Source organism: Stenotrophomonas sp. 22DLJC03 (assembly GCF_056861405.1).
This window is the reverse complement of the sequence record NZ_JBSPUG010000007.1, coordinates 73,415-86,441: the sequence shown is the minus strand read 5'-3', so window position 1 is coordinate 86,441 and position 13,027 is coordinate 73,415. Positions and strand designations below refer to the sequence as shown.

At 68.0% G+C, this 13,027-nt stretch carries 13 protein-coding genes; all 13 read right to left on the bottom strand.

All coding sequences use genetic code 11. The features are described from left to right. Positions 1-103: 103 nt before the first annotated feature. The 13 genes from AC13GA_RS19060 to flhF all read right to left on the bottom strand — a co-directional run bounded on the left by AC13GA_RS19060 (position 104) and on the right by flhF (position 12,934). Positions 104-2,098 carry a chemotaxis protein CheA gene (locus AC13GA_RS19060; RefSeq protein WP_428709115.1) on the bottom strand — a complete coding sequence of 665 codons (1,995 nt, stop codon included), beginning with the start codon at positions 2,096-2,098 and terminating at the stop codon, positions 104-106. Between the two features lie 45 nt (positions 2,099-2,143). Beyond that, complete coding sequence (locus tag AC13GA_RS19055) at positions 2,144-2,509, bottom strand: response regulator (RefSeq protein WP_005409521.1); 366 nt, start codon at positions 2,507-2,509, stop codon at positions 2,144-2,146. Beyond that, positions 2,506-2,814 (bottom strand): STAS domain-containing protein, encoded by a 309-nt coding sequence (locus AC13GA_RS19050; protein ID WP_482998760.1) that lies wholly within the window; start codon positions 2,812-2,814, stop codon positions 2,506-2,508. Before AC13GA_RS19050 ends, AC13GA_RS19055 begins: the two co-directional genes overlap by 4 nt. An 81-nt stretch (positions 2,815-2,895) precedes the next feature. Beyond that, positions 2,896-4,155, bottom strand: a complete 1,260-nt coding sequence (locus AC13GA_RS19045) for a chemotaxis protein CheW (protein WP_253079550.1) — start codon at positions 4,153-4,155, stop codon at positions 2,896-2,898. Beyond that, positions 4,152-4,934 carry a ParA family protein gene (locus AC13GA_RS19040; RefSeq protein ID WP_136639681.1) on the bottom strand — a complete coding sequence of 261 codons (783 nt, stop codon included), beginning with the start codon at positions 4,932-4,934 and terminating at the stop codon, positions 4,152-4,154. The genes AC13GA_RS19045 and AC13GA_RS19040 overlap by 4 nt, the downstream gene beginning before the upstream one ends. A gap of 4 nt (positions 4,935-4,938) precedes the next feature. After that, positions 4,939-5,955 carry a flagellar motor protein MotD gene (gene motD, locus AC13GA_RS19035; RefSeq protein ID WP_046984315.1) on the bottom strand — a complete coding sequence of 339 codons (1,017 nt, stop codon included), beginning with the start codon at positions 5,953-5,955 and terminating at the stop codon, positions 4,939-4,941. A 1-nt stretch (position 5,956) separates the two neighbouring features. After that, a complete protein-coding gene (locus AC13GA_RS19030) occupies positions 5,957-6,697 on the bottom strand; it encodes a flagellar motor protein (RefSeq protein WP_046984316.1) in 741 nt (246 codons plus the stop codon). Positions 6,698-6,798: 101 nt separating this feature from the next. Further along, positions 6,799-8,622, bottom strand: coding sequence for a chemotaxis protein CheA (locus tag AC13GA_RS19025; RefSeq protein ID WP_253079551.1), 1,824 nt, complete (start codon positions 8,620-8,622; stop codon positions 6,799-6,801). 2 nt (positions 8,623-8,624) lie between these two features. Beyond that, a complete protein-coding gene (locus AC13GA_RS19020; protein ID WP_006365464.1) occupies positions 8,625-9,230 on the bottom strand; it encodes a protein phosphatase CheZ in 606 nt (201 codons plus the stop codon). Beyond that, complete coding sequence (cheY, locus tag AC13GA_RS19015; protein WP_006365466.1) at positions 9,230-9,622, bottom strand: chemotaxis response regulator CheY; 393 nt, start codon at positions 9,620-9,622, stop codon at positions 9,230-9,232. Before cheY ends, AC13GA_RS19020 begins: the two co-directional genes overlap by 1 nt. A 57-nt stretch (positions 9,623-9,679) precedes the next feature. Continuing rightward, positions 9,680-10,423 carry an RNA polymerase sigma factor FliA gene (locus tag AC13GA_RS19010; RefSeq protein ID WP_006365468.1) on the bottom strand — a complete coding sequence of 248 codons (744 nt, stop codon included), beginning with the start codon at positions 10,421-10,423 and terminating at the stop codon, positions 9,680-9,682. Continuing rightward, positions 10,420-11,307: a MinD/ParA family ATP-binding protein gene (locus AC13GA_RS19005; RefSeq protein ID WP_065723213.1), complete on the bottom strand. Its 888-nt coding sequence runs from the start codon at positions 11,305-11,307 to the stop codon at positions 10,420-10,422. The genes AC13GA_RS19010 and AC13GA_RS19005 overlap by 4 nt, the downstream gene beginning before the upstream one ends. Continuing rightward, complete coding sequence (flhF, locus tag AC13GA_RS19000; RefSeq protein ID WP_046984320.1) at positions 11,294-12,934, bottom strand: flagellar biosynthesis GTPase FlhF; 1,641 nt, start codon at positions 12,932-12,934, stop codon at positions 11,294-11,296. The genes AC13GA_RS19005 and flhF overlap by 14 nt, the downstream gene beginning before the upstream one ends. Positions 12,935-13,027: the final 93 nt, after the last annotated feature.

The following is a 13,027-nucleotide window of genomic DNA, read 5'->3' as shown; positions in this document are numbered from 1 at the left end:
CAAAGAAGAGGGATCTGACCCCCAGCCACACATGGTCGGCGCACGCGCAAAGAAAAACCGCCGCCCCGAAGGGCGGCGGTTCAGTGCACGCATGCGGTGTGGATCAGGCGGCCTGCGGCATCCGCAGCGAGCGCACGAGGCCACCGATGTCGACGATCAGGGCCACGCGGCCATCGCCGAGGATGGTGGCACCGGACACCCCGCCGATGCGGCGATAGTTGTTCTCGATGTTCTTCACCACCACCTGCTGCTGGCCGACCAGCTCGTCGACTTCCAGTGCGATCTTCTGGCCATCGCCTTCGACCACCACCACCAGCGATTCGCTGCCGGGAGCGCGGTTGCCGTAGCCGTAGTACTCGCTCAGCGACAGGATCGGCAGGTATTCGCCACGCACGCGCAGCACACGGCCTTCGCCGGCCATGCTGCGGATGTCCTCGGGCTGCGGCTGCAGTGCCTCCAGCACGTACGCCAGCGGCAGGATCAGGGTTTCGCCGGCCACCGCCACGGTCATGCCATCAAGGATGGCCAGTGTCAGCGGCAGGCGGATCAGTGTGCGAGTACCGGTGCCGAGGCCGCTTTCGATCTGCACTTCGCCACCCAGCGCCTGGATGTTGCGACGGACCACATCCATGCCGACGCCGCGGCCGGACAGGTCGGTGACCGCGTCTGCAGTTGAGAAGCCGGGCTGGAAGATCAGGTCCCAGACCTGCGAATCGGTCGGGTTGTCCGGTACGGCCAGGCCGCGCTCGCTGGCCTTGGCGAGGATCTTGGCACGGTCCAGGCCGCGGCCGTCGTCGCTGACTTCGATGACGATGTGGCCGCCCTGGTGCGATGCCGCCAAGGTGATCGTGCCGGTCTCGTCCTTGCCCGCATCACGTCGCACGTCCGGCATTTCCAGGCCGTGGTCGATCGAGTTGCGCACCAGGTGGACCAGCGGATCGGCGATCTTCTCGATCAGGCCCTTGTCCAGCTCGGTGCCTTCGCCGACGGTGCGCAGGCGGACCTGCTTGCCGAGGCGGCCGGAGAGGTCGCGGACCAGGCGCGGGAAGCGGCGGAACACTGCATCGACCGGCAGCATGCGCACGCCGATCACCGCTTCCTGCAGGTCGCGGGTGTTGCGTTCAAGCTGGTCCAGGCCGGCGAACAGGCTCTCGGCGTGGACCGGGTCCAGTGCGTGCGAGACCTGCTTGAGCATGGCCTGGGTGATGACCAGTTCGCCGACCAGGTTGATCAGCGCATCGACCTTGTCGACGCTGACGCGGATCGAGGTTTCCGCTTCCTGGCTGCCACCACCGCTGGCGGCAGGAGTGGTGGCCGCGGCCGGTGCAGCAACAGCTGTGGAAGGGGTAGCAGCGGATGCGGTCGGGGCCTGCGTGGCCAGGCTCGGCGGTGCGGCCGGACGGATGTCCAGCTCGCAGTCGTCCAGTACCCAGGCGAAGGTGTCTTCAATCTTGCTGCGCGGCACTTTGCCGACCAGTCCGAGATCCCACGCCAGATGAGCCTCGAGCGGGTCGAGCTGGGCGAAGCCGGGCAGGCGTTCCATGCGCGCAGCCACCTGCAGCGAACCGAGGTGTTCCAGTTCGCGGATGATGCGCAGTGGATCGTTGCCGCTCATGAACAGCGACGGTGCCGGGGTGAAGCCGATCTGCCAGGCTTCCGGCGTGTCGTCCACCTTGGCAGCCGGGGCGGCCGGGGCGGCAGCTGCGGCTTGTCCGGAAAGAACTGCTTCCAGGCGCGCCTTCACCGCGGCGACAGCGGCGGGATCGGCGGCCTGGCCGTGTTCGGCTTCGCGCAGCAGGGCGCGCAGCACGTCCACCGAAGAAAGCATGGCGTCGACAGCGTGGCCTTCCAGCGCCCGCTTGCCTGCACGCAGCTCATCGAGCAGCGTTTCCAGCACGTGGGTCAGGCCGGCAATCGCATCGAAGCCGAAGGTGCCGGCGCCGCCCTTGATCGAGTGGGCAGCGCGGAACACCGAATTGATGATCTCCGCGTCCTGTTGCCCCGATTCCAGGGCCAGCAGGCCAGCCTCCATCGCGTCGAGGCCTTCGCGGCTCTCCTCGAAGAAGGTGGCGTGGAAGCGTTGCAGGTCCATGCTCATGGCAGTGGCGATCCGGAAGCGAAGAGGGGGAGCAGTGCGGGGCGATCAGCCCAGCACTTTCTGCACGGTGGCGACGAGCTGCTCGGGATTGAACGGCTTGACCAGCCAGCCGGTGGCACCGGCGGCCTTGCCTTCGGACTTCTTGTCCGCGGCCGATTCGGTGGTGAGCATCAGCAGCGGGGTGAACTTGTAGTCCGGCAGCTGGCGCAGTTCGCGGATCAGCGCGATGCCGTCCATGTTCGGCATGTTGACGTCGGTGACCACCGCATTGAAGCGCTGGCCCTTTGCGCGACCGAGCGCGACCGCGCCGTCTTCGGCTTCTTCGACGGCAAAACCGGCCGAGGTGAGGGCGAAGGAAACCATCTGGCGCATCGACGCCGAATCGTCCACCACCAAGATACGTGCGCTCATGCAGCGTTCTCCACAGATTTCAGGTTGTCATGGGTTACGTCCAGGCCCAGGGCCTGGGTGACGCCAAGCAGGCGTGCGGCGTCACGGAAGGTTGCGGTGCAGTCGTGGAAGCCGGTGCCGAGGCCTGCCTCGCGGCGGGCCTGCACGAACGCACACAGCACCTGCACGGCGGCCGTGTGGATGCGGGTGACCTGGCTCGCATCCAGGGTCAGCTCGCCTGCCTCTGCCACCAACGGCGAAAGGCGGTTCTTGAGCTCGGTGCTGCTCTCGATGCCGAGATCCTCACCCAGTTCGACAATGCTCATGGTTGCTCCGGACAAACGGTTCCGTGATCCATAACGGCACCCCGGCGGGGTTCTTTAGAGGAATCGGCGCGGAACGCCGACTCAGCTCAACAGCTGCGTGGCATCGAGCAGGATCATCGGCCGCTGGCTGACCCGGGCAACGCCACGGAACAGATCATTGGAAATCTGGCAGATGCGCGCCGTATCAGGCGGCTCGATCTGCGAATCGGTGAGGTTGGCGACGTCTTCCACTGCCGACACGCGCAGGCCGATGGTCTCGCCGTTTTCCTCCAGCACTACGATGCGGGTCTGTGCGTCGTCCTCGGCAGCGGTTGCACCCAGGTGCAGGCCCAGGTCCATTACCGGCACCACCTGGCCGCGCAGGTTCATGATCCCCAGCATGGCCGGAGCGGTACCGCGCAACGGCAGCAACGGTACCGGCAGGACCACTTCCTGCACCTTCAGCAGTTCCAGTGCATAGGCCTGGGCACCACAACGCAGGCGCAGCCAGCGCGAGGTGCGCTCGCCGGCGCGGCGGTTCTGCGGATGCGGGCTGCTGGCCGGGCGGTGTGCCTGCGCCTGCAGTTCCTGCCAGGTGCCAGGTCGATTGCCAGCGGGAGCGTCTACCGCCACGCGCGGTGGCGGTGCTGCTGCAGCCGGTGCAGGGGTGGGGCGTGGTGCAGGCACCAGTGCTGCAACCGTGGCGGGTGGTGGCGTGGCCACGTCCTCGCCACCCGAGGCCGCCTCGAATGCGGCCTGCAGGCCGGGGCTGTCGGTGTGGGCGAGGCGATGGCTGTCGGCAGGATCGGTCTCGTAGATCACTTCATCGGGCAGATCGTCCCAGGTCGGCTCCGGGCCGGTCTTTGCGCTGGCCGCAGCCGGCGCAGGAGCGGTCTCGTGGATCACTTCGTCCGGCAGGTCATCCCAGGTCGGCTCGCGTTGCGTGGCGGAGGCCGGTGTAGCGGCCGCCTCGAAAGCGGCTTGCAGTGCGGCGTCGTCCATTGCAGGGGTAGCGGCGACGGCTTCGGTCTCGTAGATCACTTCGGCCGGCAGGTCGTCCCAGGTGGGCTCGCGTTCCGGTTCTGCTGCGCTCACCGGGCGTGGCCCGGCGCTACCCGGTGCAGAGGCGGCCTCGAAGGCGGCTTCCAGCGCGGCGTCGTCCACGGCAGGGTCAGCGGTGACGGCTCCGGTTTCGTAGATCACTTCGGCCGGCAGGTCATCCCAGGTCGGTTCGCGTTCCGGTGCCGCTGTGCTCGCCGGGCGTGCCCCGGCATTACCCGGCGGCGCGACGGGTGGCGCCACAGCGATCGCCTCGCCCAACAGCTCGTCCAGATAGTCGTCCAGTACGCCGGTGCTGTTCATGCGGCCTGCTCCAGGGCGCGGGCATCCTCGCCGAGGATCCAGTTGAGGGCGCGACGGTACGCAGCCAGGCCGCGGCCCGGGTAGTCCTCGCCGACGCTCGGCAGGGTCAGGCCGGCGGCATTGCTGATGCGAGTGTCGATCGGAATCGCGTCTTCCCATACGCGTGTGCCATGACGATCCTGCATGGTGCGCAGCGACTCGTTGCCAGCGCGGGTGCGGCGATCGAACAGGGTCGGCAGGATCGAGATCGGCAACGGCCGGCGGCGCGAACGCTCGACCATCTCGCCGGTGCGGACCATGCCGTCCAGTCCATGCAGCGCCAGCGGTTCGGCCTGGGTCGGGATGATCAGGCGGTCGGCCGCAGCCAGCGCATTGATCATCAGCAGGCCGAGGGTCGGTGCGCAGTCCAGCAGGATGTAGTCGTGCTGTCCCTGATGGCGGGCAAGCGCGTTCTGCAGAGCCAGGCCGAGGCCGGGCTGGTTGGCGCTGCGCCGCTCCAGCGTGGCCAGCGCCGACTGCGCGCAGACGTAGTCCAGGCCGTGGATGCTGCTGGCGTGGCACAGGCCGGATAGATCGGCCGGCGGTGCGCCGAACAGTTCCAGGACGCCGGCCGGCGGCGGGTCCACCGGTACGCCGAAGGCACGGCTGAGCGAGGCATGCGGATCGAGGTCGATCAGCAGCACGCGGTGGCCCATTGCAGCCAGGCCACGGCCGAGGGCGAGGGTGGTAGTGGTCTTGCCGACTCCGCCCTTCTGGTTGGCGACTGCCCAGATGCGCATCGGTTTACTCCTTCATTGCCGGGGGAACGGCGGCGCCGACACGGCTGCCAGCCGGCACCGGCGGCAACTTCACCGGTGCGATGGGGGAGGTGGGGGCGGTAGCCGGAGTTGCGGCGGCTTGTTCGGTGTCGGTGCTGTTGGCACCGCCGGTTGCGGCGTTCAGGCGCTGGCCCAGCGGATCGATTGCGTGGGTGGTATCGGCCAGGATGATGACCATCACCCGGCGGTTGCGGTTGCGACCCTGCGCGCTGTCGTTTTCTTCGCGCGGGCGGAACTGGCCGTAGCCGACCATCGCCAGCCGCGAGGGCTGCACGCCCTGGTCGGCGAACAGGTGCACCACGCTGGCAGCGCGACCGGCCGACAGTTCCCAGTTGGAGGGGAAGGTGGCGGTGGCGATCGGCACGTTGTCGGTATGGCCTTCCACGCGCACGCTGTTGGGTACATCGCGCAGTACGTCGGCCAGGCTGGCCAGGGTCTGCCGCGCGTGCACGTCCAGCGCGGCCGAGCCGGTCGGGAACAGGATGTCGCTGTTGATCTCGACTTCGATCCACAGCTCGGTGCGACGCACGCTGATCATGCCGCGGTCGATCAGGGGCGCCAGCGCGGCGGTCAGGCGGTCGGCGATGCTGCTGAGCTGGCGCTCGGCGCGCGCGATCTGTTCCTGGTTGTGCACCGACACGGGCATGCGCATCTGCGAGGCCATCGATGGCAGCAGCGTCGGGTCGTGCGACGGCGCAGGCGCCGAGGGCCCGATCTTGGTGCCGGACTTGATCACTGAGGGACTGTCCCAGCCGCCGCCCTGCACCTGCTTGTTGCCGACCTGCACCGGATTGATGGTGCGCGGCGCGCCACCGAAGGCATCGGTGAGCGCGTCGGCCATGATCCGGTACTTGCCCTCGTTGACCGAGGAGATCGCGTACATGACCACGAAGAAGGCGAGCAGCAGCGTCATCAGGTCGGCATAGGGGATTGCCCATGCTTCATGGTTGGCGTGCTCTTCGTGGTGCTTGCGGCGGGCCATGTCAGTGCAGGAAGCCGGAGAGGTTGGTTTCGATGTTGCGCGGGTTCTCGCCCTGGGCGATCGAGATCAGGCCTTCGATGACCATTTCGCGATCACGGGTGTTGTGCGAGATCACACTCTTGAGCTTGGCGGCGATCGGCAGGAACAGCAGGTTGGCCGAGGCGATGCCGTAGATGGTGGCGGTGAACGCGGCGGCGATGCCATGGCCGAGCTTGCTCGGGTCGGCGAGGTTCTTCATCACCGCGATCAGGCCGAGCACGGCACCGATGATGCCCAGCGTGGGCGCATAGATGCCCATCGCCTCGAAGACCTTGGCGCCGGCCTGGTCCTGGTGCTCCTGGCTTCCCAGTTCGATTTCCAGCATGTGCCGGATTGATTCGGGCTCGACGCCGTCCACCAGCAGCTGCAGTCCCTTGCGAAGGAACGGGTCCTGCTGTGCTTCCACCTGTGCTTCCAGGCCAAGCAGGCCCTGGCGGCGTGCGATGTTGCTCCATTCGACGATCTGCTGGATCAGTTCGCGGCGGTCGCTGTGCGGCGGTCGCACGACCCAGCGCACGATCTTGAAGGCGTGCTTGAACACGGCCGGCGAGGTGTGCAGCAGGATCGCGGCGACGGTACCGACGATGACGATCACGAACGCGGCAGGCGACCACAGCGACGCCAGGCCGGCGCCCTTGAGGATGCTGCCGCCGACCAGCGAGGCCAGGGCGAGAAAGAGTCCAATGAGGCTGAGTCTATCCATGGGTCCGGTATCGGCTTGTGTGAATGGGACTTGAGACACCGGGAGGTCGTGTACAGACGGTAGTCACAGTTTTCGGGTCGCCGGGCATGGCTCGCCGGGCTTCAGCGCAGTCCGTCCACGTCCAGGATCAGGGCCATGCGACCATCGCCGATCAAGGTTGCACCGGCATAACCAGCCAGGCCACGCAGCGCCTTGGGCAAGGGTTTGATGACCACTTCCTCGCGCCCTCGCACCTGGTCCACGACCAGGCCGAACCGGGCTTCACCGGCCTGCAGCACGACGATGGTCAGCAGCGGCGAGGCGGCCGGCGTCACATCCAGCCATTGGCGAAGATCGACCAGCGCCAGGGTATGCGAGCGGCGGTCGAGCACGGCACGTCCATCGAACCAGCCCAGCGAGGTGCGCGGGGCGTGCAGCACTTCCATCACGCGTGCCAGCGGCAAGGCGTAGACGTCCTCGCCGGCCTGCACCAGCAGGGTCGGCAGGATCGCCAGGGTCAGCGGCACGCGGATCAGGAAGCGACTGCCGCGGCCCAGTTCCGACTGGATCTGGATCTGGCCGCTGAGTTCGCGGATGCGCGACTGCACCACGTCCATGCCGACACCACGGCCGGAGATATCCGTGACCTGCTGCTTGGTCGAGAAGCCGGGCAGGAACACCAGGTGCAGGCATTCCTCGCTGCTCAGGCGGGCCGCGGCTTCCGGATCGATCAGGCCCTTCTCGCGTGCCTTCGCGCGCAGCTTTTCCGGATCGATGCCGGCGCCATCGTCCTGTACTTCGATGCTGACGTAGTCGCCTTCCTGCTGCGCCGACAGGCGCACGTGGCCCATCCGAGGCTTGCCCTGGGCTTCACGCAGCTCGGGCGTTTCCACGCCATGGTCGATGGCGTTGCGGACCAGATGCACCAGCGGGTCGGCCAGGGCTTCGACCAGGTTGCGGTCGAGCTCGGTTTCGGCGCCGATCAGCTCAAGGTCCACTTCCTTCTTCAGCGAGCGGGCAACGTCGCGGGCGACCTTGGGGAAGCGCGAGAACACCTTGCCCACCGGCTGCATGCGGGTACGCATCACCGCCGACTGCAGGCGTGCGGTGGCGATGTCCAGCGTGGATACCGCACGGTCCAGCTCCTCGTCGCGCAGGCGCGCACGCAGGGTCTTCAAGCGATTGCGTGACAGCACCAGTTCGCCGATCAGGTTGACGATCGCATCCAGGCGCTTGGTATCCACGCGCACGGTGTGCTCGGCTTCGGCCAGTGGCTTGGCGGGCGGCTTGGCCGCCGGTGCGGGTGCGGTTGGGCGTGGCGCGGGCGGTGCCGCCGGCACTGCGGCGACCGGTTTGGTGCCGGGTGCGGCGCCACCGTGCAGCTGGTCGAGCAGGGCTTCGAACTCGTCTTCGCTGATCAGGCCGTCGTCGGCCTTCTTCGCCGGTGCGACCGCGGTCGGGGCATTGCCGCCGTGCAGCTGGTCGAGCAGGGCCTCGAACTCATCGTCGGTGATCAGGTCACTGCCACCGGCGGCGGGCGCAGCGGCGGCCGCCGGGGCGGTGGCGCCACCGTGTACATCGAACTGCGCGATCAGCTCGGGGGGCGCGTAGCCCGGTTCGGTACCCGAGGACACCGCATCCAGCATCGACTGCAGGTAATCCAGCGATTGCTGGGCGGCATCGAAATGGTGGGCCTGCAGCACCGCCTGGCCGGCGCGTGCGGCGCCGAGGGCTTCTTCGGCGGCGTGGCACAGTTCAACCATGGCCGTCACGCCAAGGAAGCCGGCGCCACCCTTCAGCGTGTGGTAGCCGCGGAACACCGCATTGAGCTGGTCGCCGTCCTGGGGTGCCTGCTCCAGCGACACCAGCTGTTCGCCCAGGCGATCCAGGATTTCCTGCGCCTCGATGATGAAATCGGCAGTGATGTCGTCGGATACCGCGCTCATGCTTACAGCCCCAGATCCGACAACAGGTCGTCGGCGTCGTTCTGCGAGACCGCGTGGCGGTCCAGTCCCTTCAGTGCCGGCCCGGCCAGTTCCGGGTCGGTGCGATGCTGTTCCGGCGGCAGGCCGAGTGCGCCGAAGCCTTCGTGCACGCGGCGCACGATGCCGACCACGCGACGGATGATCTGCCCGGTCAGGTCCTGGTAGCTCTGGGTCAGGGCGATCTCGGTCAGGTTGTGGCGGATGCGCTCGAGCTGCGCGTCCTGGCCAGGCTGCAGGCCTTCGGCGCGCAGCTGTTCGGTCAGGCTGCGGCATTCCTCGGCCAGGTCCAGGGTGCGATGGGTGGCCTGTTCGGTCATCGCCACCACGTGGTCCAGGCGCGCGCAGGCGTCGTCCAGTTCGCCTGCTTCGTCAGGCACGGTCGGCAGCTCACCCAGCGCCTGTCCCAGCTCACGGGCCAGCCGCGAAAGGCCGCTCATCATCGGCTGCGTGCGCAGCGCGACCAGTCCGTCGATGCGTTGCCGCCACGCGGCTTCGTCACCGGACTCGAGTGCGTCCAGGGCTTCCTGCAGGCGCAGGGCGAGGGCGTTCCTGTCGACCGTGGTATCCATCAGGCGCTGGCCGCCAGGCGTTCGAAGATCTTGCCGAGCTTCTCTTCCAGGGTCTGCGCGGTGAACGGCTTGATGATGTAGCCGTTCACGCCGCTCTGGGCAGCTTCGATGATCTGCTCGCGCTTGGCTTCGGCCGTCACCATCAGCACCGGCAGTGTCTTCAGCTTGGCATCGGCGCGGATCGCCTTGAGCAGTTCGATGCCGGTCATCACCGGCATGTTCCAGTCGGTGACCACGAAATCGAACGGCTGGCTCTGCAGCAGCGACAGCGCGGCATGCCCGTCCTCGGCTTCGGCGGTATTGGTGAAGCCCAGATCGCCCAGCAGGTTCTTGACGATCCGACGCATGGTCGAGAAGTCGTCGACGATCAGGATGCGCATGTTCTTGTTCAAAGCAGAGTTCCTTTGTTGTTCAGTCCGGGCGGCCGGGGGCAGCCGCCTCGGGCATGTTCATTCTTCCAGGCCGGCGTCCGCCGCCTCGAAAATCTTCAGTCGACCACGCAGGCGCAGCACTGCCTGGCCGTGGATCTGGCAGACCCGCGATTCACTCACGCCAAGCACCGCGCCGATCTCCTTCAGGTTCAGCTCCTGCTCGTAGTAGAGCGACAGCACCAGCTGCTCGCGCTCGGGCAGGTGGCCGATCGCCTTGCCCAGCTCGCGGCCGAACTCGCCGCGCTCCAGCACCTGCTGCGGGGTCGGGCCCCCCTGGGTGACGGTGTCCAGCTCGCCCTGGTCTTCGATGCGCGACTCCAGGCTCAGCACCTGGCCACGTGCGGCGTCTTCCATCAGCCTCAGGTATTCGGGCAGCGGCATTTCCATCGCCGCGGCCACTTCGGTGGCACTGGCGGCGCGGCCGCTGCTCTGCTCCAGGCGACGGATGGTGGCGGCGGCATCACGAGCGCGGCGGTGCACCGAGCGGGGCACCCAGTCGCCACGGCGGATCTCGTCGATCATCGAGCCGCGGATGCGGATCGACGCGTAGGTCTCGAACGAGGCGCCCTGGTCGGCGTCGTAGCTGCGCGAGGCTTCGATCAGGCCCATCATTCCGGCCTGGATCAGGTCGTCGACCTCGACGCTGGCTGGCAGGCGCGCGGCCAGGTGGTGGGCGATGCGCCGCACCAGGTCCGAATGCTGGGCGATGACTTCGTTCGCCGCCGAGCGCTGCACTTCCCTGTACTGGGCTGCGCCTTTCATGCCGTCACCCCACGCTGCTTGAGGATGCGTTCGAGGAAGAATTCGACGCCGCCACGCGGTTCGGTCGGCGCCTGCCAGCGCGCGGTACGGCGCGCGATCTCGGTGATCGCCAGCGCGGCCGGGCTGGACGGATAGGCCTTCACCACCGGCTGCTGGCGCTGCACCGACAGGCGCAGCCAATCGTCCTGCGGAACGCAGCCGAGGTAGTTCAGCGAGACATCGGCGAGGAACTTCTCGCAGACACGGGTCAGCTTTTCGTACAGCACGCGGCCCTCGTTGGGGTCGCGCACCATGTTGGCCACCACCTGGATGCGGTCCACGCCACGCTCGCGCGATAGCACCTTGATCAGTGCGTAGGCGTCGGTGATCGAGGCCGGCTCGTCACAGACCACCACCACGGTGTCCTGTGCGGCCTGGCAGAAGGTCAGTACGCCATCGTTGATGCCGGCGGCGGTGTCCACCACCATGATGTCCAGCTCGCGTTCCAGCTCGGAGAACACGTTGACCAGGCCGACGTGCTCGGCCGGGGCCAGCTCGGCCATGTGGCGGCGGCCGGACGCGGCCGGGACCACCAGCACGCCGTTCGGGCCTTCGACGATGACGTCATCCAGCGAGCAGCGGCCGGCGACCAAGTCGGCCAGGGTAAAGGTGGGGTTCAGTCCCAGGATCACGTCGATGTTGGCCAGGCCGAGGTCGGCGTCCAGCAGCAGCGTGCGCTTGCCCATGCCGGCCAGCGCCACGGCCAGGTTGGCGGACACATTCGTCTTGCCCACGCCGCCCTTGCCGCCAGTGACCGCAATGGTGCGCACAGGGCCGAGCGGCTCGCTGCGGGTGGCCGACAGCGGGAAGGTCTTGGTCAGCTTGGCGTACTCACGCGACGGCATGGTTCAACTCCGGGTTGCAGGGCATATCGGCCGCGCGGCGCAAATCTTCAAGGCGAAGTACGAGATTGGCTGCACTGGCCCGGTGCAGGTCCTCCGGAACGTCCTGGCCGTCGGTCACCCAGGTGATCGGCAGGGCGTGGTCCACGGCCACCGACAGGGCGTTGCCGAAGCGGCCGGTCTCGTCCAGCTTGCTCAGCACCAGGCCCTGCAGGTTGGCCGCGCCGAAGCGGCGGACCACCTCGTCCATGTCGCCGAAGCTGGTGTTGGCCGGCAGCACCAGCAGGGTGCGTACCTGGCGGGCGGCACGCAGCCACTGCAGCTGGGCGGCCAGGGCGCGGTCGCGCGGGCCCAGGCCGGCGGTGTCGATCAGTACCAGCTTGTAGTCCTTCAAGCGTTCCAGCAGCTGGTCCAGGTCGGTGCCGCTGTTGGCCTCATGCACCGCGATGCCGAGCTGGCGGCCGTAACCGTACAGCTGCTCGCGGGCACCGATGCGGGTGGTGTCGGTGGTGACCAGGGCGACATCGCGCGGGGCGTGCTTCTCGGCGAAGCGCGAGGCCAGCTTGGCGATGGTGGTGGTCTTGCCGGCGCCGGTCGGGCCGACGAGAGCGATCACGCCGCCTTCCTCCAGCGGGTCGACCGGGGCGATCGGCAGCTTGCGCGAGATCAGCCCGAGCATCAGGCCGCGGCCGCGGTGCGCATCGGTCTCCAGCGGGATCTGCATGGCCACGTCGCGGGCCAGGCCGGCGTCGAAGCCGTACTCGTCCATCAGGTCCAGTGCAGTGGCGCGCACCGGGCAGCCACGCAGGCGCTCGTCGGTGAAGCGGTTCATCTCGCGCTCGATCACCTGGCGCATGCCGGCCACTTCCTGGCGCAGCTGTCGGATCTCGGCATCGTCCTGGGCGACCACGGTCAGCACCGGGGCTGGTGCAAGGGTCGGTTCCGGGGCGGTGTCGATGGTTGCGTCCGCCATCGACGGTTCGTCGGCGAAGGTCTGCGACTGCGCGTCGGCCACAACGCTGGCCGGCAGCGGCAGCGGCGGCGGCTGCACCGCCACGGCCGGGGCCGGGCTTTGCTGATGCTCGGCATGCGGCGGATCGATCTGGAAGCGCGCACGGTTGGCCGGGATGATCACGGCGGGTGCAGCGACAGCGCCGGCGACGGCGTCTGCGAACGGGCCGAAGGCCTGTTCCGCACGCGCCGGTTCGTTGACGGCAGCACGCGCCAGGGTGGCGGCGAAGCCGGTGCTGCCGCGGGTCGGCACGATCTCGTCGGCGCTGTCCAGGGTCCGGCCGGTGGCACCAACGGCGGCGCGGGCCAGCGCGGCAACGGCCGAGGTGGTCGCAGCCACCGGTTCCGGTGCCGGGGTGGCACTGCGGCGACGGGTCACTGCAGCGATCACCGCGTCGGCGGCATTGCGCGGCTTTGGTGCCGGCGGCGGGGCGATGTCACGACGCGAGGCTTCCAGTGCACGCTGCACGGCGCTCTCGTCGTAGTTGGCGGCGGCAACGATCTCGATGCCTTCCTCGATCCGGCGGTTGGACAGGATCACGGCGTCAGGACCATGTTCCTTGCGCACCAGGTTCATGGCCGAGCGCATGTCGGCGGCAACGAATCGTTTGATTTTCATGCTGTGGTCACGGGACGAAGACGGCGGGGTGGCGGTCGGAGAACTCGGGTGGTCGGTGGTCTGCACGGTGCGGGTTCCCCTTGGTATCTGTCT

Excerpts from the sequence above, each read along its gene's own strand:
- AC13GA_RS19060 (WP_428709115.1), bottom strand. The coding sequence starts at position 2,098 with ATGAGCATGGACCTGCAACGCTTCCACGCCACCTTCTTCGAGGAGAGC.
- AC13GA_RS19055 (WP_005409521.1), bottom strand. The coding sequence starts at position 2,509 with ATGAGCGCACGTATCTTGGTGGTGGACGATTCGGCGTCGATGCGCCAG.
- AC13GA_RS19050 (WP_482998760.1), bottom strand. The coding sequence starts at position 2,814 with ATGAGCATTGTCGAACTGGGTGAGGATCTCGGCATCGAGAGCAGCACC.
- AC13GA_RS19045 (WP_253079550.1), bottom strand. The coding sequence starts at position 4,155 with ATGAACAGCACCGGCGTACTGGACGACTATCTGGACGAGCTGTTGGGC.
- AC13GA_RS19040 (WP_136639681.1), bottom strand. The coding sequence starts at position 4,934 with ATGCGCATCTGGGCAGTCGCCAACCAGAAGGGCGGAGTCGGCAAGACC.
- motD (WP_046984315.1), bottom strand. The coding sequence starts at position 5,955 with ATGGCCCGCCGCAAGCACCACGAAGAGCACGCCAACCATGAAGCATGG.
- AC13GA_RS19030 (WP_046984316.1), bottom strand. The coding sequence starts at position 6,697 with ATGGATAGACTCAGCCTCATTGGACTCTTTCTCGCCCTGGCCTCGCTG.
- AC13GA_RS19025 (WP_253079551.1), bottom strand. The coding sequence starts at position 8,622 with ATGAGCGCGGTATCCGACGACATCACTGCCGATTTCATCATCGAGGCG.
- AC13GA_RS19020 (WP_006365464.1), bottom strand. The coding sequence starts at position 9,230 with ATGGATACCACGGTCGACAGGAACGCCCTCGCCCTGCGCCTGCAGGAA.
- AC13GA_RS19010 (WP_006365468.1), bottom strand. The coding sequence starts at position 10,423 with ATGAAAGGCGCAGCCCAGTACAGGGAAGTGCAGCGCTCGGCGGCGAAC.
- AC13GA_RS19005 (WP_065723213.1), bottom strand. The coding sequence starts at position 11,307 with ATGCCGTCGCGTGAGTACGCCAAGCTGACCAAGACCTTCCCGCTGTCG.
- flhF (WP_046984320.1), bottom strand. The coding sequence starts at position 12,934 with ATGAAAATCAAACGATTCGTTGCCGCCGACATGCGCTCGGCCATGAAC.